General features: G+C 72.3%; 25 protein-coding genes and 1 riboswitch. Of the genes, 18 read left to right on the forward strand and 7 right to left on the reverse strand.

The window, feature by feature from the left end:
* The first annotated feature begins 272 nt into the window (after positions 1 to 272).
* A complete protein-coding gene (locus tag ACFMQL_RS26480; RefSeq protein ID WP_378787540.1) occupies positions 273 to 1361 on the forward strand; it encodes a hypothetical protein in 1089 nt (362 codons plus the stop codon).
* Positions 1361 to 1624 carry a sigma factor gene (locus tag ACFMQL_RS26485; RefSeq protein ID WP_364055616.1) on the forward strand — a complete coding sequence of 88 codons (264 nt, stop codon included), beginning with the start codon at positions 1361 to 1363 and terminating at the stop codon, positions 1622 to 1624. Before ACFMQL_RS26480 ends, ACFMQL_RS26485 begins: the two co-directional genes overlap by 1 nt.
* 104 nt (positions 1625 to 1728) lie before the next feature.
* On the opposite strand, the gene ACFMQL_RS26490 is transcribed toward ACFMQL_RS26485, so the two are convergent.
* The gene (locus ACFMQL_RS26490; protein WP_364055613.1) at positions 1729 to 2310 is read right to left on the reverse strand and encodes a histidine phosphatase family protein; all 582 of its coding nucleotides are present in this window, start codon (positions 2308 to 2310) and stop codon (positions 1729 to 1731) included.
* A gap of 254 nt (positions 2311 to 2564) precedes the next feature.
* Here ACFMQL_RS26490 and ACFMQL_RS26495 point away from each other — a divergent pair, with 254 nt between their 5' ends.
* From ACFMQL_RS26495 to ACFMQL_RS26525, 7 genes are all read left to right on the forward strand, one after another.
* On the forward strand, positions 2565 to 3428 hold the full coding sequence (locus ACFMQL_RS26495) for a Gfo/Idh/MocA family oxidoreductase (RefSeq protein ID WP_364055610.1): 864 nt from the start codon (positions 2565 to 2567) through the stop codon (positions 3426 to 3428).
* Between the two features lie 41 nt (positions 3429 to 3469).
* Positions 3470 to 3590, forward strand: a riboswitch (adenosylcobalamin-variant (AdoCbl-variant) riboswitch).
* A 37-nt stretch (positions 3591 to 3627) separates the two neighbouring features.
* A complete protein-coding gene (locus ACFMQL_RS26500) occupies positions 3628 to 4602 on the forward strand; it encodes an ABC transporter substrate-binding protein (RefSeq protein WP_378787543.1) in 975 nt (324 codons plus the stop codon).
* A 1-nt stretch (position 4603) separates the two neighbouring features.
* Positions 4604 to 5632 carry an iron ABC transporter permease gene (locus tag ACFMQL_RS26505; RefSeq protein ID WP_364055604.1) on the forward strand — a complete coding sequence of 343 codons (1029 nt, stop codon included), beginning with the start codon at positions 4604 to 4606 and terminating at the stop codon, positions 5630 to 5632.
* Positions 5629 to 6402: an ABC transporter ATP-binding protein gene (locus tag ACFMQL_RS26510; RefSeq protein WP_364055601.1), complete on the forward strand. Its 774-nt coding sequence runs from the start codon at positions 5629 to 5631 to the stop codon at positions 6400 to 6402. The genes ACFMQL_RS26505 and ACFMQL_RS26510 overlap by 4 nt, the downstream gene beginning before the upstream one ends.
* The gene (locus ACFMQL_RS26515) at positions 6399 to 7040 is read left to right on the forward strand and encodes an adenosylcobinamide amidohydrolase (RefSeq protein ID WP_364055598.1); all 642 of its coding nucleotides are present in this window, start codon (positions 6399 to 6401) and stop codon (positions 7038 to 7040) included. Before ACFMQL_RS26510 ends, ACFMQL_RS26515 begins: the two co-directional genes overlap by 4 nt.
* Positions 7041 to 7104: 64 nt before the next feature.
* Entirely contained in the window at positions 7105 to 7269 is a 165-nt protein-coding gene (locus ACFMQL_RS26520; protein WP_364055595.1) for a hypothetical protein, read from the forward strand.
* Positions 7266 to 7688 carry a Uma2 family endonuclease gene (locus ACFMQL_RS26525; protein WP_364055592.1) on the forward strand — a complete coding sequence of 141 codons (423 nt, stop codon included), beginning with the start codon at positions 7266 to 7268 and terminating at the stop codon, positions 7686 to 7688. The genes ACFMQL_RS26520 and ACFMQL_RS26525 overlap by 4 nt, the downstream gene beginning before the upstream one ends.
* Here the strand turns inward: ACFMQL_RS26525 and ACFMQL_RS26530 are convergent, their stop codons facing one another.
* Entirely contained in the window at positions 7689 to 8084 is a 396-nt protein-coding gene (locus ACFMQL_RS26530) for a hydantoinase B/oxoprolinase family protein (RefSeq protein ID WP_364055589.1), read from the reverse strand.
* Positions 8085 to 8177: 93 nt separating this feature from the next.
* On the opposite strand from ACFMQL_RS26530, the gene ACFMQL_RS26535 reads away from it, so the two are divergent.
* The 7 genes from ACFMQL_RS26535 to ACFMQL_RS26565 all read left to right on the forward strand — a co-directional run bounded on the left by ACFMQL_RS26535 (position 8178) and on the right by ACFMQL_RS26565 (position 16139).
* A complete protein-coding gene (locus ACFMQL_RS26535) occupies positions 8178 to 8315 on the forward strand; it encodes a hypothetical protein (RefSeq protein WP_364055586.1) in 138 nt (45 codons plus the stop codon).
* 53 nt (positions 8316 to 8368) lie between these two features.
* Positions 8369 to 9832 carry a hypothetical protein gene (locus ACFMQL_RS26540; RefSeq protein WP_378787550.1) on the forward strand — a complete coding sequence of 488 codons (1464 nt, stop codon included), beginning with the start codon at positions 8369 to 8371 and terminating at the stop codon, positions 9830 to 9832.
* Positions 9832 to 11205, forward strand: a complete 1374-nt coding sequence (locus tag ACFMQL_RS26545; protein WP_378787552.1) for a serine/threonine-protein kinase — start codon at positions 9832 to 9834, stop codon at positions 11203 to 11205. Before ACFMQL_RS26540 ends, ACFMQL_RS26545 begins: the two co-directional genes overlap by 1 nt.
* 5 nt (positions 11206 to 11210) lie before the next feature.
* Positions 11211 to 11516, forward strand: a complete 306-nt coding sequence (locus ACFMQL_RS26550; protein WP_378787554.1) for a hypothetical protein — start codon at positions 11211 to 11213, stop codon at positions 11514 to 11516.
* A gap of 878 nt (positions 11517 to 12394) precedes the next feature.
* Positions 12395 to 14461, forward strand: a complete 2067-nt coding sequence (locus ACFMQL_RS26555) for a DUF6421 family protein (protein WP_378787556.1) — start codon at positions 12395 to 12397, stop codon at positions 14459 to 14461.
* Complete coding sequence (locus ACFMQL_RS26560) at positions 14458 to 15087, forward strand: SDR family NAD(P)-dependent oxidoreductase (RefSeq protein ID WP_364055574.1); 630 nt, start codon at positions 14458 to 14460, stop codon at positions 15085 to 15087. Before ACFMQL_RS26555 ends, ACFMQL_RS26560 begins: the two co-directional genes overlap by 4 nt.
* Positions 15084 to 16139, forward strand: a complete 1056-nt coding sequence (locus ACFMQL_RS26565) for a low specificity L-threonine aldolase (protein WP_364055571.1) — start codon at positions 15084 to 15086, stop codon at positions 16137 to 16139. The genes ACFMQL_RS26560 and ACFMQL_RS26565 overlap by 4 nt, the downstream gene beginning before the upstream one ends.
* A 54-nt stretch (positions 16140 to 16193) precedes the next feature.
* Here the strand turns inward: ACFMQL_RS26565 and ACFMQL_RS26570 are convergent, their stop codons facing one another.
* Entirely contained in the window at positions 16194 to 17762 is a 1569-nt protein-coding gene (locus tag ACFMQL_RS26570; RefSeq protein WP_378787559.1) for a phytoene desaturase family protein, read from the reverse strand.
* A gap of 12 nt (positions 17763 to 17774) precedes the next feature.
* Entirely contained in the window at positions 17775 to 18401 is a 627-nt protein-coding gene (locus tag ACFMQL_RS26575) for a DUF305 domain-containing protein (RefSeq protein ID WP_378787561.1), read from the reverse strand.
* 133 nt (positions 18402 to 18534) lie between these two features.
* On the opposite strand from ACFMQL_RS26575, the gene ACFMQL_RS26580 reads away from it, so the two are divergent.
* Entirely contained in the window at positions 18535 to 19245 is a 711-nt protein-coding gene (locus ACFMQL_RS26580; protein ID WP_364055562.1) for a DUF3105 domain-containing protein, read from the forward strand.
* A 19-nt stretch (positions 19246 to 19264) separates the two neighbouring features.
* On the opposite strand, the gene ald is transcribed toward ACFMQL_RS26580, so the two are convergent.
* The gene (gene ald / locus ACFMQL_RS26585; protein ID WP_364055559.1) at positions 19265 to 20380 is read right to left on the reverse strand and encodes an alanine dehydrogenase; all 1116 of its coding nucleotides are present in this window, start codon (positions 20378 to 20380) and stop codon (positions 19265 to 19267) included.
* Positions 20381 to 20543: 163 nt separating this feature from the next.
* Between ald and ACFMQL_RS26590 the strand changes: the two genes are divergently transcribed.
* On the forward strand, positions 20544 to 21584 hold the full coding sequence (locus ACFMQL_RS26590; RefSeq protein ID WP_378787563.1) for an excalibur calcium-binding domain-containing protein: 1041 nt from the start codon (positions 20544 to 20546) through the stop codon (positions 21582 to 21584).
* On the opposite strand, the gene ACFMQL_RS26595 is transcribed toward ACFMQL_RS26590, so the two are convergent.
* Both ACFMQL_RS26595 and ACFMQL_RS26600 read right to left on the reverse strand, forming a co-directional pair.
* The gene (locus tag ACFMQL_RS26595) at positions 21581 to 22960 is read right to left on the reverse strand and encodes an NCS2 family permease (protein ID WP_364055553.1); all 1380 of its coding nucleotides are present in this window, start codon (positions 22958 to 22960) and stop codon (positions 21581 to 21583) included. The two genes, ACFMQL_RS26590 and ACFMQL_RS26595, sit on opposite strands and share 4 nt — an antisense overlap.
* Before the next feature lie 72 nt (positions 22961 to 23032).
* Entirely contained in the window at positions 23033 to 23266 is a 234-nt protein-coding gene (locus ACFMQL_RS26600) for an EF-hand domain-containing protein (RefSeq protein WP_364055550.1), read from the reverse strand.
* Positions 23267 to 23279 lie beyond the last annotated feature (13 nt).

Consider the following 23279-nt stretch of genomic DNA (forward strand, 5'->3'; position numbering starts at 1 on the left):
GCCCGGGACGGCCTCTTACGCGAGCCGCCGTCTTCATGACGGCCGCGGCGACGGGAGCACGCCGCGTCCGAGACGGCCCGCGAGCACGGGAACCTGCCGTGTCCCCGATGGCCGCGGGGGCGGGAGTCGTCACGCCAGGGACAACTGCGGATAAAACGCGTTCGCGTCTATCTGGAAAGCCCCTGGCGTGAGACGCTGCTGGCACCGTTCTCCGGCCGCCGTCCGGCGCGCCCGGAAACGGGCCGGGACAGCGTCGGCTGCGGAGGTGGCCAATGGCGGACTCCTACCTCTTCGACGGGCAGAGCCCGAACGAGCACGTCGCCTCGTGCATCGACTGCGGCGCGGCGATCGCGCTGCTCGATCATCCGGAGACCGTCGCCGAGCCGCCTGGCGGAGCGCCACTCGAGCCGCTCGCCGAGCCGCCGCCCAGGCTGCGCGAGGCCGTGCTGTCCGCGGCGCGCCGCCGCCGCAACCCGGCCGCCGTGGGCGTGGCCACCGTCGCCGTCCCGTACGCCGAACTGGTCGCGGGCATGGACGACGTGCTCGCCGAGCTGAGCCCCGTCCAGTGGGCGGCGCCGGTGCCCAAGCACGGCACCGTCAGGAGCTTGGTCGAGCACCTGACGGCCAACGACGCGACCGTGGCCCGCTTCATGGGCGTCCCGGCCACGGTGACCCGCGTTTCGGCCGGTGTTTCCGGCGGCAACGGCACCGCTCCAGGCGCTCCGGCCGGTACTCGCACCGGTCCGGATGCTCGCGCTGGGAACGGCACCGTTTCCGGCGCTCGGGCCGGTACCGGCACCGGTCCGGACCTTTCCGCCGGGACCGGCGCCGGGCAAGGCGTCGCCGTGCCCGAGCACCGGCGCTGGCGGGAGCAGGCGGGCCTGCTGCTGTCGCGGGTGGCGGCGGGCAGCGAGGTGCTGCTCGGCGTGGAGGTGGCGCTCGCCGGAGCGCGACCGGCCCGCGCGCCGCTGCGCCAGGCCATGATCCAGCGCACGTTCGAGACCTGGACGCACACCGACGACATCAGGGCGGCCACCGGCCGCGCCAAGGCCGAGCCGAGACCCGAGCACGTGCACATGATCGCCGAGTTCGGCCTGGCGCTGCTGCCGCGCGCGCTGCGCGGGCCGCGCCGCGACGTCTCGGCCACCATCGTGCTCACCGGCCCCGGCGGCGGCACCTGGACCATCCCGCTCTCGCCCGCCTCCGACCACGTGGCCGTGCTCATCTCGGCGGACGCCGCCGACTTCTGCCGCCTGCTGGGCAACCGGTGGCCACCCGGCGCCTTCCCGTACGCCGCCGAGGGCGACCCCGTGCTCGCCCGTGACCTGATCGCCGCCGCCGCGACGCTGGGGTGCGACTGATGAGCGACATGGATGTGCGTGCACGATTGGCCGCCGGCGACCTCGACGCGCTGGCCGACGCCTACGACCGGCACGGCCCGTACGTCTACGGCGTCGCCGTCAAGGTCACCGGCAGCCAGGCGCAGGCGGAGGAGATCACGCAGCGCGTGTTCGTGGCGTTGTGGGAGGAGCCGCTGTCGTACGACCCGGCCCTCGGCTCGCTGCGCGGCTGGCTGGCCGGCCGGGCGTTGCACGAGTCCGCCCTGCGGGCCCGCGTCGGCTGAGCTCCCCCGGCCGAGCCGCGCGCTGCCCGGACGGCCCTACGCGTCCGGGCCGGCTGAGCCTTTTCGTCCGAGTCGGTGCGGCGCGACCACCGGCCCGGGATCGGTCAGGTGACGGGGGCGTTCCAGGCCAGCAGCACCGGCTCATCGTGCTCGTACCCGAGGCGCGAGTACGTACCGGTGTCGAGCCTGAGCAACCGGCCGTCCTCGGGAGCCAAACCCAGCCAGCGGGCGGCCAGCACCCGCAGGAAGTGCCCGTGCGCCACCAACGCCACCCGGCCCTGCACAGCACGGGCCCGCGCGATCACCCGGTCGGCCCGGACCGCCACCTCCGAGGCGCTCTCGCCCGGATGCTCGGCATCGCCGGGGATCACGCCGTCACGCCACAAGTACCAACCGGGCCGCGTCTCACGGATCGTCGCCGTGGTGATGCCCTCATAGCCGCCGTAGTCCCACTCCCACAGGTCGGGATCCACCTCATACTCGGTCAAACCGGCCAGCTCCGCCGTTCGCCTCGCCCGCTGCGCGGGGGAGACGAGCACCAGGTCGAAAGGCTCCTTGATCAGCGGCGCCAAGGCTCTGGCCTGCTCCTCGCCGTGCTCCGTCAAGGGCAGGTCCGTACGGCCCGTGTGCCTGCCCGCCTTACTCCACTCGGTCTCTCCATGCCGAAGCAGCAGCATCTCGTTCATGGCTCCCATCATCCGGCACGCCCGATCGCGCCCCACCGCCAGGTGCCCGCCCGCCTCTTTCTCGCGGCGCGCCGGTCGGTGATCGGCACCGCCGCCCGCGGGTCGCTCGCGCGGAGCGGGAGGAGCCGGCACGCCCGCGTCCGCCGACCGCCCACGCAGCAGGGCGGCTGATGTGCGTTCGTGGAGGTGCGGGCGATCTTTGGCGATATGTCATCTAAGGTGAAAGATCAGATGACTTGCGAAGGAGGACGTGCATGGAACCGGTGGCGGTCGGACTGATCGGCGCGGGGCCCTGGGCGCGGATGGCGCACGCGCCCATGCTGGCCAAGAGCCCGCACACGAGGCTGGCCGGCGTCTGGGCCCGCCGTCCCGAGGCCGCCGCCGAGCTGGGCGCGCCGGTGTTCGCCCGCGTCGAGGAGCTGTTCGAGCACTGCGAGGCGGTCGCGTTCTGCGTGCCGCCCGCCGTCCAGGCCGAGTACGCCGTCCGCGCCGCCCGCGCCGGCAAGGCGCTGCTGCTGGAGAAGCCGCTCGGCGACTCCCTGGAGTCGGCTCGGCGCGTGGCGGACGCGGTGGCCGAGGCGGGCGTCGCCTCCCAGATGGTCTTCTCCATGCGCTACACCGCCGCCGCCCGCGGTTTCCTGGCCCGCTGCGCCGAGGTCGAGCCGTTCGGCGGTCACGCCGCCAACATCTCCGGCGCGCTGCTCGGCGACCACCCGTTCGCGACGCCCTGGCGGCTCGAACGCGGCGCCCTGCTCGACGTGGGACCGCACGTGATCGACCTGCTGGACGCCGCGCTCGGCCCCGTCACGGGTGTGCGCGCGCACGGCCACCCGCTGCGCTGGGTCGGCCTGCTGCTCGAACACGAGGGCGGCGCCGTCAGCGAGGCGTCGCTGAGCATGGCCGCGGGCGGCGAGACGCCGCCGTCCAGCATCGCCGTGTACGGCCGCAACGGCAGCGCCGCCCTGCCGCCGCATGACAAGGACGACGACTACCTGGCCACGGTCGCCGAGGAGTTCGCCGCGACCGTCCGCAAGGGCGGCGGCCACCCGCTCGACGCCGCGCACGGGCTGCGCATCCAGAAGATCATCGCCGAGGCGGAGGCCCAACTGACCCCTTGACTCCTCCGGCGGACGGGGAATTGATACCGTTTGCCCGACGCGCAGTGCGCAGCGAAGTCCGGTGAGATTCCGGCGCTGTCCCGCAACTGTCATAGCCAGGTCGCCTGCCTCTGCGCCGACGCACATCAACCCTCGTGGAAAAGGGTGATCCGTCACTACAAGCGGGTCTCTCGGTTCCAACAGTGTGAAAGGACTTCTCGTGAGGCCCGTACGCACGGTTCTCGCGGGCGCGCTGCTGGGAACGCTCGCTCTGGCCGGTTGCGGCCAGACCGGCACCACAGCCGGCCCTGCCGCCCCCTCGTCCGCCGCTTCCTCCACCGCTCCCGCCGCCGGCGGCTTCCCCGTCACCGTCGAGGCCGCCAACGGCAAGGTCACCATCCCCAAGCGGCCCGAGCGCATCGTCTCGCTCTCGGCCACCCACACCGAGACCCTGTACGCCATCGGCGCCGGCTCGCAGGTCGTCGCCGTGGACGACCGCTCCAACTACCCGCCGGAGGCCCCCACGACGGAGCTGTCCGGTTTCAAACCGAACGTCGAGGCCATCGTCGCCCAGAAGCCCGACCTCGTCGTGGTATCGGACGACATCGACGACATCGTCTCCGAGCTGGGCAAGGTCAACGTGCCCGTGCTCCACCAGCCCGCCGCCACGAACCTGGACGAGGCGTACGAGGAGATCTCCGAGCTGGGCGCGGCCACCGGGCACCAGGCCGAGGCCGACAAGGTCGTCGCGGACATGAAGAGCGCCATCGACGACGTGGTGTCCAAGGCGCCCAAGGACGCCGAGCTCACCTACTACCACGAGCTCGACCAGACGCCGTACGCCGTGACGTCCAAGACGTTCATCGGCCAGATCTACGGCATGTTCGGCCTGACCAACATCGCCGACAAGGCCCCCGACGCGGCCGGCGGATACCCCAAGCTGTCGGCCGAGTTCGTCGCCCAGGCCGACCCCGACCTGATCTTCCTCGCCGACGTCAAGTGCTGCCAGCAGAACAAGGAGGCGCTGGCCGCCCGGCCCGGCTGGAAGAACCTGTCCGCCGTCAAGAACGACCGGGTGATCGAGCTGGACGACGACATCGCGTCCCGCTGGGGGCCGCGCGTCGCCGACCTGGCCAAGAGCATCGGCGCGGCCGTGGCCGACGCGGCGCGGGCGAAGACCGACGGCGCGAGCTGACGTGGCGACTCAGGCCCGCCCCGCACGGGCCCGGCCGCTGTGGCTCGCCGGCGCCCTGGTCCTGCTGGCCGCCTGCATGATCGCCGGCATGCTCGACGGCGCCGCCGACATCTCGCCCTGGCAGGTGGTGCTCCAGGTCGCGGACTGGCTGCCGTTCACCCACGTCGACTCCGGCCTCGCGCCGGTCGAGCAGGGGCTGCTGTTCGAGCTGCGGCTGCCCAGGGTGCTGGTCGCGGCCGTGGTCGGCGGGCTGCTCGCCATCGCGGGAGCCGGGTACCAGGGCGTCTTCCGCAATCCGCTCGCCGACCCGTACCTGCTGGGCGCGGCGGCGGGGGCCGGGCTCGCGGCGACGGCGGCGATCGTGCTGCTGCCGTCCGCCAGCGTGCCCGTGGCCGCCTTCGCGGGCGCGGTGGGTGGCGTGTTCCTCGCGTACACGCTGGGCAACACGGCGGGGCGCAGCGGCGGCACGGCCACGCTCGTGCTGGCGGGCGTCGCGGTCACCTCGTTCCTCACCGCGATCCAGACCGTACTGCAGCAGCTCGAGGTGGAGAAGCTGCAGCGCATCTACGCGTGGATACTCGGCGACCTCGGCGGCGGGTGGGATCAGCTCCTGCTCGTGCTGCCGTACGCCGCCGTCTCCGCCGTGCTGCTCCTGCTGCACGGGCGCATGCTCGACGTGCTGTCCGTCGGCGACGAGGAGGCCGCCGGGCTCGGCGTGCGGGCCGGGCGGGTGCGGTTCGTCGTGCTGCTCGCCGCCTCCCTGGCCACCGCGGCGGCCGTCGCGGTCAGCGGGCTCATCGGGTTCGTCGGCATCGTCGTCCCGCACGTGGTGCGGCGGCTGGCCGGCGGCTCGTACCGGATCGTGCTGCCGCTGTCGCTCATCGGCGGTGCGGCGTTCCTGGTGCTCGCCGACCTGGTCGCCCGCACCGTGCTCGCCCCGGCCGAGCTGCCGATCGGCGTGGTCACCATGTTCGTGGGCGCGCCGTTCTTCGTCGCCGTCCTGCGCATGACCAGGCGGGTGGTCACGTGATCAGGGCGCGCGATCTCACCGTACGGCTCGGCGAGCGCGAGGTGCTCTCCCAGGTGAGCCTGGACGTGCGGCGCGGCGAGTGGACCGCCGTCATCGGGCCCAACGGGGCCGGCAAGTCCACCCTGCTCAAGAGCGTCATGGGGCTCGTCGCGCACCAGGGCCGGGTCGAGCTGGACGGCCGGCCTGCCGCCGCGCTCAAGCCGCGCGAGCGGGCCAGGCTCGTCGCGTACGCCCCCCAGACCCCGGCCCTGCCGCCCGACATGACGGTCTTCGACTACGCGCTGCTCGGGCGCACGCCGTACATCCCCTACCTGGGGAGGGAGAGCGCGCGGGACCGGGCCGTCGCCGAGTCCGTCCTGGAACGGCTCGACCTGACGGAGCTCGCCATGCGGCCGGTCGGCGAGCTGTCCGGCGGCGAGCGGCAGCGCGCCGTGCTGGCCAGGGCGCTCGCGCAGGAGGCGCCGGTGCTGCTGCTCGACGAGCCCACCACCGCGCTCGACCTCGGTCACCAGCAGCAGGTGCTGGAGCTGATCGACCGCCTGCGCCGCGCCGACGGGCTCACCGTCGTGACCACCCTGCACGACCTCACCGTCGCCGGCCTCTACGCCGACTCCCTCATGCTGCTGGCCGGCGGCCGTGCCGCCGCCACCGGCGAGCCCGCCGCCGTGCTGACCGAGGAGCTGGTCGGGCGGCACTTCGACGCGCATGTGAAGATCGAGCCGGGCCCCGACGGGCGGCCCGTCGTGCACCTGGTCAGGGGAGGCCCATGAAGCTCACCTACCGCGTCGAGGACGGCGCCAGGCTCGGCTCGCTGCTGTGGGAGTTCGGGCCAGGCTGGCGGATGATCTCCTCCGCGCTGCTCGGCGGCGGCATCGGCGAGCGCGAGTGGGTGCTGAACGCCCAGGTCGTGGCCGGGTACGCGCGGATGGACCCGGTCGATCACCTCATCTCGCTCGGGCCTTCGCACGGGGCCGGGGTCGGCATGATGACCGCGGCCTCCGTCGACCGGTACGTCCGCGCCACCGACGGCGGCGTGGAGGCGTGGGCCACCGTCGGGCTGCGCGTCCCCACCTGGGCCGCCGCCCCCGAGGGCCACCAGGACCCCGAGCTCGCCCCCATCCGCGTCGGCACCATCAACATCGTGGTCGAACTGCCCGTCGCCATGACGGACGCGGCGCTGGTCAACACCGTGATGACGGTCACCGAGGCCAAGACCCAGGCCATGCTGGAGGCGGGCTTCGAAGGCACCGGCACCGCCTCCGACGCCGTCTGCGTCGCCGTACCGGTCGAGGGGCCGCAGGAGGTTTTCGGCGGCCCCCGCTCGGACTGGGGCGCCCGCGTGGCCCGCGCCGTCCACACCGCCGTGTTACGCGGCGCCGAAGCGTGGCGCTCCCATCACTCCGGGTGAGATCTTCGGGGTAAAGCGGCGTGTGCACGGGGCCGTGTTTCCCGATACTGGGTGGGCGACCGCGATGGCGACGATCGAACCGGCCAAGCACATCGCGCGGACCGAGGCGCTCAGCGCGCCGTTCACCGTCGACGACCTGCTTGAGATCCCGGATGACGGGTTCCGGTACGAGCTCTTCACCGGGAGCCTGCTGGTGAGCCCTGCCCCCACCCCCTTCATCAGGACATGATCTTCGCACTGCAGATGATCCCGCACGCCGCGGAACCCGCCCATCTGAAGGTCCTGTCCACGGTCAACGTGCGGGCGAGCGAGACCGGCTTCTCCATCCCCGACCTCGTGGTCGTGCCCAAGGTCGCGGCGAGGTCCGTGAAACTCGCGTTCCGGCCGGAGGACGTCCTGCCGGCCGTGGAGGTCGTCGGTCCCGGCACCGCGGCCGCGGACAGGACCTTGAAGACCGCGGCCTACGCGGCGGCCGGCATTCCCGGCTGCTGGCGCCTCGACCCCGGCCAGGGACCCGCGCCCCACGTCTATGAGCTCAACGGCGACTCCTACGGTGAGCCCACTGTGATCAAGGCCGGATCCCAGGCCGTGCTGTCGCAGCCGTTCAGCGTCACCTTCGGCCCAGGTGATCTGAGCGACCTCGGCTGATCAGTTCTCGGCGATGAAGCCGTAGCCCTCCAGGGCGCCTGCGGGGGTGATCGCGCCGGTGGCGAGGCCGCCGCGGACGGCCTCAGGATCGCGGTCCGCGGGCGGGCCGAGGCCGCCGCCGCCCGTCGTCTCCACGATGAACGCCTCCCCGGCCGCGAAGCGCACGTTGTCGACTTTCGACGGCAGCCGTTCCACGGTCCCGTCGGCCCGCCGCCGGCAGAAGCCGCCGGTGCGGCCGGGCAGCCCGCCGTCGCGGCCGGGCGGCGGCAGGCGGAGGCGGTCGGCGCGGGTGATGACGTGGCAGCCGGCGAGGAAGCGGAAGACGGTACGCGAGCCGAGCCCGCCCCAATACCGGCCGGGACCGCCGGAGCCGGGCACCGGCGTGGTCGCGTGCACCACCCGCGACCTGGGCGGGGGTCGCGGCCTGCGAGCGCGCGCGTAACACCGGTGACGATCCCCGCGATGGGGTCGTAGTGGGTGCTCAGACATGTGGCCACGGAGATCGAGCCGGACGTGCTGCGAACGACCACGTCGGTGAAGGTGCCGCCGACATCGACGCCGATCGTGATGCCCATCCGGGTACGTGATGTTCCCGAGCAAGTGCTTGTCTGCATCGTGGTCTATTGACTTACGGCACCTGCTTGGGACGCTGGTCCTAGTCGTGCGTTTGGAGCGGAGAGATGGCGCGCTGCAGAGCCCTTGCCGGTGGCATCGCGGTGGCCATGGTGCTCATCGGCTTACCGGCCTCGGCGCACGAGCACCCCAGCGGGATCACCGACCTGGTGACCCCGGCCGTCGTACGGCTCGAGGCCGTCTCCCACGTGGAGATCACCCTGCTCGACCACGTCGGAGAGCTCAGACATGTGGAGCGCTCCTACGACTTCCCCTTCGCCGAGGGAACGGGCACCGTGATCAGCCCCGACGGCACGATCGTCGCCCTGCGGCGGCTCGCCATCAATCCCGACGACGTCGCCGTCTACGCCGCCAACAAGATCTTCGCCGAGCACCACAAGGTCAAGATCCCCGCCGACGACAAGAAGCACCGCCTCAAGAACCCCATCCTCGACCGCCACCTCCAGCAGTGCTACAAACCCGAGAGCGACACCGCCACCTGCATCATCGACGTCACCACCGAGATCACCGCCTACCCCAACGTCTCGCCGGCCAGCACTGACGGCTTCAAGGTCACGTGCATCAAGGCCGGTCCGAAACCCGACTCGCCGGCCGTGCTGGTGCCGGTGACCCCCATGTCCGGCGGCGTCGGCATGCCGACCGCGCCGCTCGCCGACAAGGTGCCCGACCAGGTCGGCGCGCCCGTCAGCGTGGCCGGCTTCACGGGCCGCCCCGGGGCCAAGGTCAAGCACACCGTCGAGATCGCCCACCTCGGCAAGGGCGGCTCAGGGGGCGACGGCGGGCGCCCGTTCGCCGACCCCGAGAACAAGGTGGACGAGCCGGTCAAGCTCGGCGGCCTGGCCGACAAGGGGATGATCGGCGCGCCCGTGATCGGCGACAAGGACGGCCACGTCATCGGCCTGCTGGTCGGAGGCGGCAAGGACGGCCGGATGATCGGCATCAGAGAGGTCACCGGCCTCCTGGGCGAGGCCAAGGTCGTGCCGCGCAGAGGCGCCATCGACACGGCCTTCGAGGCCGCGCTCACCCGCTACCACACGCAGTACTACACCGAGGCCGCGCCCGGCTTCCAGCGCGTCCTCGAGCTCTATCCGGGCAACGTGGTGGCCGCCGAGCTGCTGAAGGACTCGCTGGCCAAGCGGGGCGGCCCCGAGGACCAGGGCACCAGGCAGGCAGCGGCGCGGCAGGACGAGCGCTCAACGCCCCTGTGGCCGCTCATCCTGGCCGCCGGGATACTTTTCCTGGCCGCCGGCGGCGGGGCGTATCTGCTGTGGCGCCGCCGTACTCCCGAAGTAGTGACAGAACCGCCACAGCCCCTGGCGGCCGGCCCACCGCTCGACGACGGCGCCGACCAGACCGTGGTCGTACGGCGGTCCCAGCCGTTCCAGGTGGCCTCGCAGCAGCAGGTGATGACCGCGCCCAACCCGGCGATCAAGTACTGCACGTCGTGCGGCATGAGACTCGGGCCGGCGCACCGCTTCTGCGGCTACTGCGGCCACCCCATCGAGACGTGATGCCAGTGAACGAAAGATCGCTCATCGGCCAGGAGGTGGCCGGGTACTACATCGAGGACATCGTCGGCAAAGGCGGCATGGCCGTCGTCTACCTGGCGCTCGACCCCAGGCTGAGCCGCCGCGTGGCGCTGAAGATCCTCAACCCGGTGCTCAGCGTCGACGACAGGTTCAGGCAGCGCTTCATCCTGGAGTCCAGAACGGTCGCCAGCATCGAGCACCCCAACATCATCCCCATCTACGAGGCCAACGCCGACGCCGACGGCGTGCTCTACATCGCCATGCGCTACGTCGACGGGCTCGACCTGCGCCGCCTCATCTACGACCGCGGCCCGCTGCCGCTCGGCCCCGCCAACCAGATCTTCGCCCAGGTGGCCGCCGCGCTCGACGCGGCCCACGCCCACGACCTCATCCACCGCGACGTCAAACCGGCCAACATTCTGCTGGCCGGCGACCACGTCTACCTGACCGACTTCGGCATCACCAAGCACCGCTCGTCCATCTCCGGGCTCACCCAGACCGACCAGTTCATCGGCACGCCCCGGTACATGTCGCCCGAGCAGATCAACAAGGAGCACATCGACGGCCGCAGCGACCAGTACGCGCTGGCCTGCGTGGTCTACGAGGCCCTGTCGGGGCGGCTGCCGTTCCAGCGCGAGAACGACATCGCGCTGCTGTGGGCCCACCTGGCCGAGCAGCCCGTGCCGCTGTCGCAGATCAGGCCGGAGCTGCCGCCCTCGGTGGACGCCGTGATGAGCCGTGCTCTGGCCAAGTCGCCGGACCAGCGGTTCGCCACGTGCACCGAATTCGTGGCCGCGCTGCGGGATGCGATCAGCGGCCCGCCGTACGACCCGTACGGGGTGCCGGGCGAGCTGTACGGCGGGCAGCACCGTGCGCCGGGCTCTGGCCCGAACCTCATCCCCAGACCGAGCCCCAGCCCGCACTCGGGCCCGCACGCCGTACCACACCTGGCCGCCCCCGCTCCGGGCTCCGCCACGCCACCCCGGACCGGCACGGGCCCCGGCACCGGGCCGGGAACGGGACCTGGTGCACACACCGCCGCCACCACCACAGGGCAGAAACGGCCGGGCCGCCTGCCGGTCGTGATCACGACCCTGATCGCCGCCTTAGCCGCGCTCGCCCTCGTAGCGGTCGTCATCGTCAACAACCGCGCCGAGACCTGGACCCGCTACAAGACCAGCGCCGCCGCCCCGCTCACGTTCGAGTACCCGGGCGACTGGACCGTGCGCACCCACCAGGACCTCTTCGCCATCGTCTCCCCGCACGCACAGGAAATGGAGCAGCTCTTCGTGGCCGGCCCGGCGCCGACTGGTCGCGCATCGCCGAGATCTTCGAAGACGACCCGGAGAGCCTGACCGGCGTGTACGTCCAGGTCTCCGACACCCTCGACGCCGGCGGGACATCGGAGATGATGAAGCCCAAGATGGAGGCCCTGCTGCCCGGCCGCGTCGACCTCGGCAAGCCCGTACTCGACCAGGCCGGCAACAGCCCCGCAGCCCGCTTCGACGGCTCACTCCACGACCCCGCCACCGGCACCCGGCTGGGCTTCGTCAGCTACGTGATCGACCGCGAACCCAAGACCATGCTCGTCATGTACTTCTGCCCCCGCACCACCTGCGACGACGCCACCCAAGCCCGCATCCGCCAGAGCGTCCACATCCCCTGACCCGCCCGCACGAACACGCCGACGCCATCGGGCGCCCGGCGACGACCGGCCACACCCAGCGGACCCACGGCGCTGAACCGCCACCGGCCGCCCGCCGGGATGCTCAGCGTGCCGCTGGGGTGCTCAGCGTGCCGCTGGGGTGCTCTCAGCGTGCCGCTGGGGTGCTCAGCGTGGGGCCGGGGTGCTCAGCGTGGGGCCGGGGTGCTTGGTGTGCTGATTAGGGGGCGGTCGCTTGAGCGCCGCGTCCAGGCGCGGCCCCGCTTGCGGGGCTGTGTGGCGGGGTCCGGCCCGCAGGCTGTGCGCGGCGGCCAGGGCGCGGGCCGCAGCCCGGCGGCGGCCGCGCTGCGGCGTCCGCCCTGCGACGCGCTGCCTGGCCCGACCGCGCCGCCGGACGGGCGGCGGACGGAGCGCGGCGGCGGCGACGTGCGGCGCTGCCCACTCCGCAGGTGCGCAACGCACCGCTCGCCATGCCGATGCCGCTGCACACTGAGGCGGCCGTCGCGCGCACCTAAGCCGTCACCCGTGGGCGTGCCGCCGCGCCAAGCGCCGGGCGGGGTTTCCGCGCGCCGTCGCACCCGGGTCGGGTGTCGCCTCGCTCGGCGTAGCGTCCGGGCCGGGTGTCGCCTCGCGCGCCGTCGCACCCGGGTCGGGTGTCGCCTCGCGCGCTGTCGCGTCCGGGCCGGGTGCCGCCTCTCTCGCTGTCGCGTCCGGGCCAGGTGCCGCCTGGCGCGGCGGCGCCTGGCCCGGCACCGGTCCCGCGTGGTGCCGGCGCCTGCGCCGGCCCCAAGCCTGTCTCGGTATTCGGGAGGGATTGGCGGGGCATGCAGGAAGGGTGTGTATATTTTCCGGCATAAGGCGGTAGAAACAGGAGAAATTTCATGCGATCGTTCCCTCGGGTGCTGTTCGACGAGGCGCACAGCGAGTCGTGGACCATCCGCCGCGAGCTGGCCGAGACCGTCAACCCGGCCCACCCCGACGACACCAGCTACGCCCGCGCGGCCGGGCTGCTGCGGCACCTGGGGCACACGGTCGACGCTCACACGGGCGGCCCGCTCGACGCGGAGACGCTCGCAGCCCAGGACGTCCTGGTCATCGCCCACCCCTCGGACGCGCGCTGGGAGCGCACGACCGGACAGGGCAGCCCCGTCTTCACCCCGGCCGAGCTGGACGCGATCGAGTCCTACGTACGCGACGGCGGCGGCCTGGTGGTGCTGGCCGAGGAGGAGCAGGACAAGTACGGCAACAACCTCGCCGACCTGCTGGCCCGCTTCGGCGTCCGCGTCGAGCACACCACCGTGCGCGACCCCGGCCACTCCTACCGCGGAGTGGCCACCTGGGTGCTGGGGGAACGCTCCACGGAGTCCGGGCTGCTGGCCGGCGTGCGTACGGCCTGCTTCTACCGCTCGGGCGTGCTGGCCGCGGGCGAGGGCGCCGAGGTCCTGTTCCGCACCTCGGCCGCGGCGGCGCCGGCGAACGCCCCGCTGGCCGTCGCGCTGCGGCACGGCAAGGGCCGGGTGGTGGTGTTCGCCGACTCCGACCTGTTCGGCGACGACTCGATCGAGGACCACGACCACCGCAGGCTCTGGGGCAACGTGATCACCTGGACCGCCCGCGTACCCGACGACGAGACGGACCGGGCGCCGCGCGATGAGATCAAGGCCGCCCGCTTCGCCCGCCTGAAGGAGGCCGTGGAGGAGCTGCGCCCGCTGCAGGTCAAGGACGGCTCGGTGCCGGACGAGCACAAGGAGCGCGCCGCCGAGCTGGTCGCGACGATCGCGGAACGGGTGGCCGAGATCGCCCCGCACTTCCCGCACGACGCCGCCTACCTGGAGGCCGTCCGGGCGGACCTGGGCAAGTGGGCCGCCCAGGGGCTCGGCGTGCCCGACTTTCTCGACTCGCTCGACCTGTTCCACCCCGACACCCAGCGCGAGGACGGGCTGGAGCACGTCGTGGTCTTCCCCATGTACACCCAGAACGGCAACCCCAACAGGAACCTGGAGGCCGTCTGGGTCCGCACGATCTGGCCCGGCTGGCTGGCCGAGCTGGAGGCGGGCGGCTACGACAACCCGATGTTCGTGCCGATCGCGTTCGAGGACTTCACCTCCGGCTACGACACCCACTCGGCCGTGCTGTTCCCCGAGACGGTCGCCGTGCGCACCACCCCGGCCCGCTTCACCTGGGGCGGCATCTTCGCCGACCGCGAGGCCGCGAGGTTCCGCAGGGTCGCCGGGGCCGCCGCCGAGACGCTGCGGCTGGACCTGCCGCCGGACGCCGAGCGGCTGCTCGCCTCGCAGCGGCTCGCCCAGGACACGTACGTGCTGTGGGACCTCGTCCACGACCGCACCCACAGCCACGGCGACCTGCCGTTCGACCCGTTCATGATCAAGCAGCGGATGCCGTACTGGCTGTACTCGCTGGAGGAGCTGCGCTGCGACCTCACCGCGTTCGGCGAGGCGGTCAGGCTGGAGGAGCGCGGGGTGCCGCACGCCCGCTACGTCCAGATCGCGATCCTGTTCGACCGGCTGTTCCGCTTCCCGATCACGGGGGAGCGGGTGCGCAACTACGACGGGCTCGGCGGTCAGCTGCTCTTCGCCTACCTGCACCGCAACGACATCGTGCGCTGGACCGACAACCGGCTCTCGATCGACTGGGAACGGGTCGCGATCGGCGTCGCCGACCTGCGCGGCGAGGTGGAGAAGCTCTACCGCGACAGCATCGACCGGTCCAAGCTGGCGCACTGGCTGGCGGCGTACGAGCTGGTCAGCGCGTACGTGCCGCCGCACCCCGCGTCCGTGTGGGCCAAGGGTGTCGAGGCGCTGCCCGAGGAGCAGAAGGCCAAGGTGGACGCGGTGCTGCCCGACGAGTTCCCCCTCAGCATGTTCTACGAGGCGCTGCGCCGTAAGCTGGCGGACGTGGTCGAATCGACAGAGGGACTCCGCGCATGATCATCGTGGTGACCGGGGCAGGAGGCCCCACCGGCGCGGCGGTGTCGGCATATTTCCGTAAGGGCGGGCACACCGTCATCGAGGTCGGCAGGAAGGACACCGACCTGCTCGACCGCGCCGCCGTGCACGAGCTGGCCGCCCGCGTCGAGCGCGAGCACGGCCGCGTCGACGGCGTCGTCCACCTGGTGGGCGGCTGGCGCGGCGCGCCCTCGTTCGCGGAGACGAACCTCGACGACTGGGACTTCCTGCACGACCGCATCATCCGCACGCTCCAGCACGTGTCGCTGGCGTTCGAGCCGCTGCTGCGGCGCAGCGACAACGGCCGGTTCGTGATCGTCTCGGCCCAGGCCGCGCAGGCGCCCACCGCGGGCGGCGCCGCGTACGCGGCCGCCAAGGCGGCGGCGGAGGCGTGGACGCTCTCCCTCGCCGACGCGCTCAGGGGAACCGGCGGCGCGGCCGTCATCCTGGTGGTCAAGGCGCTGGTCAACGACGCCATGAGGGCGGCCAAGCCGGAGGCGAAGTTCGCGGGGTTCACCGACGTCGACGACCTGGCAGCGGCCATCGGCGGCCTCTACGACCGCCCGGCCGAAGAGATCAACGGCACGCGATTGGACCTCACCTCTTGAATCCCCGGCACGACCCCCTGCTGAAGGCGTTCGGCAGCGACAACTACGCAGGGGTGCACCCCGAGATCCTCCAGGCCATCGCCACCGCCAACGGCGGCCACCAGGTCGCCTATGGCGACGATGTCTACACCGAGGCGACGCGGGAGGTCTTCCGCCAGCACTTCGGCGAGACGGCGCAGGCATGGCCGGTGTTCAACGGCACCGCGGCCAACGTCGTCTCCCTGCGCGCCATGACCGCCCCCTGGGAGGCGGTCATCTGCCCCGAGACCGCCCACATCAACACCGACGAGGGCGGCGCGCCCGAGGTGGCGGCGGGCATCAAACTGCTGACCGTGCCCACACCCGACGGCAAGCTCACCCCCGAGCTGATCGACCGGCAGGCGTGGGGCTTCGGCGACGTGCACCGCGCCCAGCCGAAGGTGGTCTCCGTCTCCAACGTCACCGAGCTCGGCACCGTCTACACGCCCGGCGAACTCGCCGAGATCTGCGCCCACGCCCACGGCCTCGGCCTGACCGTCCACCTCGACGGCTCGCGCCTGGCCAACGCCGCCGCCGCGCTCGACGTGCCGCTGCGGGCGCTGACCACCGACGTCGGCGTGGACGTGCTCTCCTTCGGCGGCACGAAGATCGGCCTGCTGTACGGCGAGGCGGTCGTCGTGCTCAACCCCGACGCGGCCCGCGGCGTCGACTACCTGCGCAAGACGTACATGCAGCTGTCGTCGAAGATGCGGTTCGTGTCGGTGCAGTTCGAGGCGCTGCTCTCCGGCGACCTGTGGCTGCGCAACGCCCGCCACGCCAACGCCATGGCGCGGCGGCTGGCCGCGGCCGTCGAGGGCATCCCGGGCGTGCGGCTGAGCAGGCCCGTCGAGGCCAACGCGGTCTTCGCGGTGCTGCCCGCCGACGTCGCCGACCGGCTGCGCAAGCGCTTCCGCTTCTACACCTGGAACGAGTCCACCGGCGAGGTGCGCTGGATGTGCGCGTTCGACACCACGGAGGAGGACGTGGACGCCTTCGCCGCCGCCCTCGCCGAAGAGGCCGCCGCCTCGGCGTGACCGCTGGTGCCGCCGCCTCGGCGTGCGGTCCGTGCCGCCGCCGGCCCGTGCCGGTCAGCGGCGGCGCAGGGCGAGGCGGGCGGCCTGCCAGCCGCCCATCCCGTGCACCCCGGGCCCGGGCGGCGTCGCCGACGAGCAGAGGAACACCCCGGGCAGCGGCGTCCGCCACGGCGCGGGCGACCAGACCGGCCGCCGTACGAACTGCCCGAGGCTCGCCAGCCCGCCCGCGATGTCGCCGCCCACCAGATTGGCGTCGGCCGCCTCCAGTTCGGCCGGGCCCATCGCGTGGCGGGCCAGCACCCGGTCGCGAAAGCCCGGCGCGTAACGCTCGATCTGCGTCTCGATGGCGTCGCTCATGTCCATCGCGGAGCCGTTGGGAACGTGGCAGTAGGCCCACAGCGTGTGGCCGCCGCGCGCCGGGTCGGCCGCGTACGGCTGGACGAGCAGCACGTACGGGCGGGGCGAGTGCCGCCCGGCGGCCGTCTCGGCCTCGCTCAGCGCGATCTCCTCCAGCGTGCCGCCGAGGTGCACCGTGCCCGCGCCCGCGACGGCGGGATCGCGCCACGGCACCGGCTCGTCGAGCGCCCAGTCCATCTTGAACACGCCGGGCCCGTGCCGGTAGCGGGCGAGCCGCCGCCGGTAGCGAGCGGGCAGGAGGTCGCCGGCCATGGCGAGGAACTGCCGGGGCGTCACGTCGAGCACGACGACGGGCGCGCGCAGCTCGGCCAGCCGGCGTACGCGGTGGCCGGTCACCGCCTCGCCGCCGAGCGCGCGCAGCTCGGACACCAGGGCGTCGGCCAGCACCTGCGAGCCGCCGCGCACCAGCGGCCAGCCCACCAGGTGGGCCAGCGACGCCAGCATGAGCCCGTAGCCGGCCGTGAGCGGGGAGCGCAGGTCGAGCAGCGAGTGCGCGGCCATCCCCGCCAGCAGCGCGCGCGCCTCCACCGTGCGGAACGCCGTACGCGCGAACGTCGTCGCCGGCAGCGCCGCCATCGCCCCGAACGCGGCCGCCCGCACGAAGGCCGACACCGGCAACGCCCCCACCGCCAAGGCGTCCCCGGACGGCGCTCCCGCTCCGAATGCGGCCCCGTCGATCGGCGCGGCCCCGAATGCGGCCTCGTCGATCGGCGCCGCCCCGGATGCGGCCTCATCGGCCGGTGCCGCCCGTCCCGAGCCGCGCCCCAGCGGCGGGGCGATCCGCCACGGCCCCAGAGGCTTCAGCAGCAGCTCGGCCAGCGGAAGCCCGCCGCGCGCCACCATGCCCGCGCTCGCCAGCCAGGCAGGACCGTCACGCCCGAGCCCCCGCGCCGTACGCCGCACGTCGCGATGCACCAGCACGGCGGGCCGGTCGTCGAGGGGATGGGCGGCGGGCACCGGGGGATGCGCGAACTCGACCCCTTTGAGCCCCAGCGCGCGGAACGCCGGCGAGGCCAGCGCCATCGCCATCACGGTCGCCCCCACGTCGTGGACGCGCCCCGGCAGCGTCAGCTCGGCCGAGCCCAGCCCGCCGCCGAACCGGTCGGCGGCCTCCAGCAGCGTCACCCGCAGCCCGGCGCGGGCCAGCAGGACGGCGGCCACCAGCCCGTTGGGCCCCGATCCCACGACGACCGCGTCGGCGCTCATCGGCTCAGCGGCCTATTCGGGCTTGAGTATCGACGGGAGGGGCTCGGCGCCCCGCTTGGCGAGCAGATCGGTCATCAGCTTGATCTCCGCGGACTGCCCGTCGATGATCTTCTGGGCCATGCCGACGACCTCGGTGCGCGTGGACAGCTGCCGCAGCCCCTCGGCCATCTGCACGCCGCCCTCGTGGTGGCGGATCATGAGCTGCAGGAACAGCACCTCGGCGTCGCGCCCCTCTGCCTGCTTGAGCTTGGTCAGCTCCTCCGGCGTGGCCATGCCGGGCATCTGGCCCTGGACGCCGGGAGAGGCGGCGGCGCTGTGGCCGTGGCCGCTCATCCAGGCCATGGGCCGCTGGTCGGTGGCCTGGCTCAGCCCCCACTGCTGCAGCCAGCCGAGGAACATGCCCCGCTGGTTGGCCTGGGTGTTGATGATGTCGAAGGCCAGACTGGAGATCTCTTTGGCGGGGCCCTTGTCCCTGATCGTGAACGCCATGTCGACGGCCTGCGCGTGATGCGCGGCCATGTCACGGGCGAACCCGGCCTCGGGCGAGGTGTCGCCCGGGGTGCCGGCACGGCCGAACAGCAGGAACGCGGCCGCGGCGAGCACCAGCACGCCGCAGATGATCAGGAACGGTTTCCTCACGGGCTTTTCCATGGCCCGTCCAGCGTACCCACCCCGGTGCGAAGCCGTGATCGCATGCTTATGCAGGTCTTATTCTCCACATACGCCCGGAGGGCATAGGGTGACCCGAGGTTGGTACGCCGATGGAGGAACGATGACGAAGGAGAAGGCGCAGGCGCGGCGCGAGCATCTGCAGAAGATGCGGGCCGAGCAGCGGCGCAAGGAGCGTCGCGCGGCGCTCCTCATGTGGGGCACTGGCGGGCTCATCATCGTGGTGCTCGTCGGCGTGGTCGGCTTCTACCTCGTCAAGCGGGCGCAGGAGACCTCACTCGACGCCGTGGTCAGCACCAAGTACGACGCGGGCCAGCACGTGTGGACGGCGGTCGACTACAAGGAGACGCCGCCGATGGGCGGCGAGCACAACAACTACTGGCAGCAGTGTGACATCTACGACAAGCCGATCCACAACGAGCACGCGGTCCACTCGCTCGAGCACGGCGCGGTCTGGATCACCTACCAGCCGGAGCTGCCGAAGGACAAGGTCGAGAAGCTCAGGGAGGCGGCGACCTCGGTGGGCCAGCAGGACTACCTGCTGATGAGCCCGTACCCGGGTCTGCCCTCGCCGATCGTGGTGTCCTCGTGGGGGCACCAGCTCAAGCTGACCGATCCGGAGGACCCGAAGCTGGGGGCGTTCATCAAGCGCTACCAGAACGGCCCCGACACGCCTGAGCCGGGCGCGACCTGCGGCGGACCCGACGCGATCACCACGACCGCCGACCAGGCTCCGCTGCCGCCCGAGCCCACCGGCGATCAGCAGGCGCCGATGGAGAACCTGCAGCCGTCGCCGAGCGAGTCGAAGCAGTAGGCCGGCACCGGCACAGGGTTCAGCCGAGCACTTCCTCGAGGGCCGTCCACTCCAGCCCGTGCGCCTGCGCGACCGGTTCGCTGGTGAGGCGGCCCTCGTGCGTGTTCAGGCCGAGCGCGAGCGCGGGGTCCGCGCGCAGGGCCTGCTGCCAGCCCAGGTCGGCGATGGCCAGCGCGTACGGGAGCGTGACGTTCGTCAGCGCGAACGTCGAGGTGTGCGGCACGGCCCCCGGCATGTTGGCCACGCAGTAGAAGATCGAGTCGTGCACCCGGTAGACGGGCTCCTCGTGCGTGGTCGGCCGGGAGTCCTCGAAGCAGCCGCCCTGGTCGATCGAGACGTCCACCAGCACGGAGCCGGGCTTCATCCGGGAGACCAGGTCGTTGCTCACCAGCTTCGGCGCCTTCGCGCCGGGCACGAGCACCGCGCCGATGACGAGATCCGCCTCCAGCACGGCACGCTCGATCTCCAGCGTGTTGGACGCCACGGTCTGGCAGTGGCCCTGGTAGATGAGGTCGGCCTGGCGCAGCTTGTCGATGTTCTTGTCGAGCAGCAGCACCTCGGCCTGCATGCCGAGGGCGACGGCGGCGGCGTTCATGCCGGACACCCCGGCGCCGATGACCACGACGTTCGCCGCGTGCACGCCGGGCACGCCGCCCATCAGCACGCCCCTGCCGCCCGCCGAGCGCATCAGGTGGTAGGCGCCGACCTGCGCGGCCAGCCGTCCCGCCACCTCGGACATGGGCGCGAGCAGCGGCAGCGCGCCGTCGGGCGTCTGCACGGTCTCGTACGCGATCGCCGTGCAGCCCGACTCCAGCAGGGCCTTCGTGCAGCCGCGCGATGCGGCCAGATGCAGGTACGTGAAGAGCACCTGGCCCTTGCGCAGCCGGTGGTACTCCTCAGGCTCCGGCTCCTTGACCTTCATCACCAGGTCGGCCTCGCCCCACAGCTCGTCGGGCTCGGGCACCAGGACGGCGCCCGCCGCGGCGTACTGCTCGTCGGGGATGGCCGATCCGACCCCCGCGTAGCGCTCCACCAGTACCTGGTGCCCATGGCGGACGAGCTCGTGCACCCCCGCCGGGGTCAGCGCCACTCGGTATTCGCTGTTCTTGACCTCTCGCGGCACTGCGACCTTCATGGCGTAACTCTTTCGCCGAAATGTGCGATCCTGCCCCTACTCTTCTTCCCATTTCCGGGTCAAGCATGGAACTTCCGCTTGATTACCTCGCTGCGGCCTCATCTCGATAGGCTCACCGGCAGCCCGACCGTCGACATGGGCCGTCAGGATGGGAACGTCATCGATGGACAAGCCGGAAGAGCCGCAGATCGCGGATCCGGGGGAGCCTAAGGCCAGCAGATTCACCACCATCGTGCTGATCGTCTCGCTGGTCCTCGTCGTGATCATCGCGGGCGTGCTGGGCACGGTCGCCGTCCTGATGACCCGCAATCCTGACACGCCCCTGTTAGGGGGCACGCCGCCGCGCCACCTCGCGGTGCCGATCCACTTCGCGCCGGTCACGGAGACCAAGCAGGCGCCCTGCCCCGGCGACCCGGCCGTGCTCGACGAGCAGCAGAGCACCTGCTATCTGCTCGAAGACGGGGTCACCGTGCCGTCGGTGCAGCGCATCGAGCCGCTGCGCGAGCGTGACGGCTCCTACTCGGTCCGCATCGCGGTCGCCCCGGCGTACAAGGAGCGGCTGACGGATCTGATCGACGAGATGGCGCTCGACCAGCGGCAGGTGGCGATCGTGCTGGCGCCCGAGCAGGCCGACCAGCCCAAGATCGTGCTGGCCGCGCCCATCGTCACCCAGCCCATGGAGGGCGACAGCGTCAGCATCGCCGGCTTCACCAAGGAGGACGCCGAGGCGCTGGCGGCGCGCATGCTGGGCGACGCGCAGGGCGGCACCCCCACCGGGCAGCCGTCCCCCGGCCAGACCCAGCCGGGCACCGGGCAGACGCCGGGGCAGGACCAGCCGACCCAGCCGGGGGCCGTGCAGTCGCCCCCCGGCACGGGCCAAACGGGGCAAACAGGTCAGACGGGGCAGACGGGTCAGACGCAGCCGGGCGTGGGTCAGACGCAGCCGGGCGTGGGTCAGACGCAGCCGGGCGTGGGTCAGACGCAGCCGGGCGTGGGGCAGACCCAGCCAGGCGCCCAGCAGACGGGCACGACGGGCACGCAGACGGGCGTCGGCGGCCGCGTCCCCGACAAGCGCTTCGCGAGCTGCAAGGAGGCCGTGGCGGCCGGCGACGGCCCGTACCACAGGGGCCGCCACGAGGAGTACGCCTGGTACGACGACGTCGACAACAACGGCGTGGCCTGCAACAGCGCCGACATCCGCTAGGCGAACAGCTCCTGCAGCCCTTCGATGGCGAAGTAGGCGAAGAACACCAGCGAGACGATCCACAGCAGCACCGGGATCTCCGAGAACCGGCCCTTGACCGCCTTGATCAGCGTGTAGACGATCACCCCGGCGCCCACGCCGTTGGTGATCGAGTACGTGAACGGCATCAGCGCGATGGTGAGGAACGCCGGCACGGCCACGTCGAGATCGTCCCAGGGCACGTTCCTGCTCTGCGTCATCATCAGCGCGCCCACCAGCACCAGCGCGGGCGCCGCCGCGGCGGCGGGCACCACCCCGGCGAGCGGCGTGAACAGCAGCGTCAGCGCCATCAGCGCGCCCGTCACCACGCTGGCCAGACCGGTACGCGCCCCCTCGCCGACACCGGCCGCCGACTCCACGAAGACGGTGTTGGCCGAGGAGCTGACCGCGCCGCCCACCACGCCGGCCACGCCGTCCACGGTGAGGATGCGGCCCAGCCTGGGCACCCGGCCCTTGTCGTCCACCATGCCGGCCTCGTCGCTGACGCCGATGATCGTGCCCATCGCGTCGAAGAACCCCGACAGCACCAGCGTGAACAGCACGACCGTGGCCGTCAGCGCCCCCGCCCTGGCGAACCCGCCGAACAGGTCGAACTGCCCGACCAGCCCGAAGTCCGGCGCGGCGACCAGCGACTCGGGCAGGCGCGGGGTGACCACGCCCCACGTGCCCTCCTCGACCGTGGCCGTCTCGTTGACGACGATGGCGAGCAGCGCGGTGATGGCGATGCTGATGAGGATGGCGGCAGGGACCCTGCGGACGTACAGCAGGATCATCAGCAGCAGGCCGAAGCTGAAGACCGCGACCGGCCAGCCGGTGAGGTGGCCCGTCGCGCCGAGCTGCACCGGCGTGCCCGAGCCGCGCGCGACGAAGCCCGCGTCCACGAGCCCGATGAGCGCGATGAACAACCCGATCCCCACGCTGATCGCGTGCTTGAGCGCCAGCGGGATCGCGTTCATGATCAGTGTGCGCAGCCCGGTGACGGCCAGCACGATGATGACGACGCCTTCGAGCACCACCAGGCCCATGGCCTCGGGCCAGGTCATGCGCGGCGCGGCCTGATAGGCGACCACGGCGTTCAGGCCGAGCCCGGCCGCCAGGCCGAACGGCGCGTTGCCGACGAACGCCATGAGCAGCGTGGAGATCGCGGCGGCCAGGGCGGTGGCGGTGGTGAGCTGCGCGATGGACAGCCGGGCGCCGGTGACGTCCGTCGCGCCGGCCAGGATGATCGGGTTGAGCAGGATGATGTAGGCCATCGCCATGAACGTGGTGAGCCCACCACGCACCTCGCGGCCGACGGTGCTCCCCCGCCCGGTCAGCTCGAAGAACCTGTCGAGCACCGGCACGACTCCCCTCGTGTCCCCTCGCGATCACGGGGGAGTGCCCGGTTGCCTACCCAGCGGCGGGGGAGATCACGCCTTCTCGTGGCGGCCGTGGCCGACCAGCGCCACGAACTCCTCCAGCTTGATGGAGCCGTCGCCGTCGGTGTCGGCGGAGGCGATGAACGCCTCGATCTCGCTCTCGGTGACCCCCTGCCCGCCCAGCGCCTCGTTGGCCTTCCTGATCTCGTCGGCGGTCAGCAGGCCGTCGCCGTCGGTGTCGAAGCGCCGGAACTCGGCCTCGGCCGCCTCGCGCGCGCTTGCCATGAGATGCCCCCTT

It is taken from the genome of Nonomuraea fastidiosa, assembly GCF_042751225.1.
GTDB lineage: Bacteria > Actinomycetota > Actinomycetes > Streptosporangiales > Streptosporangiaceae > Nonomuraea > Nonomuraea fastidiosa.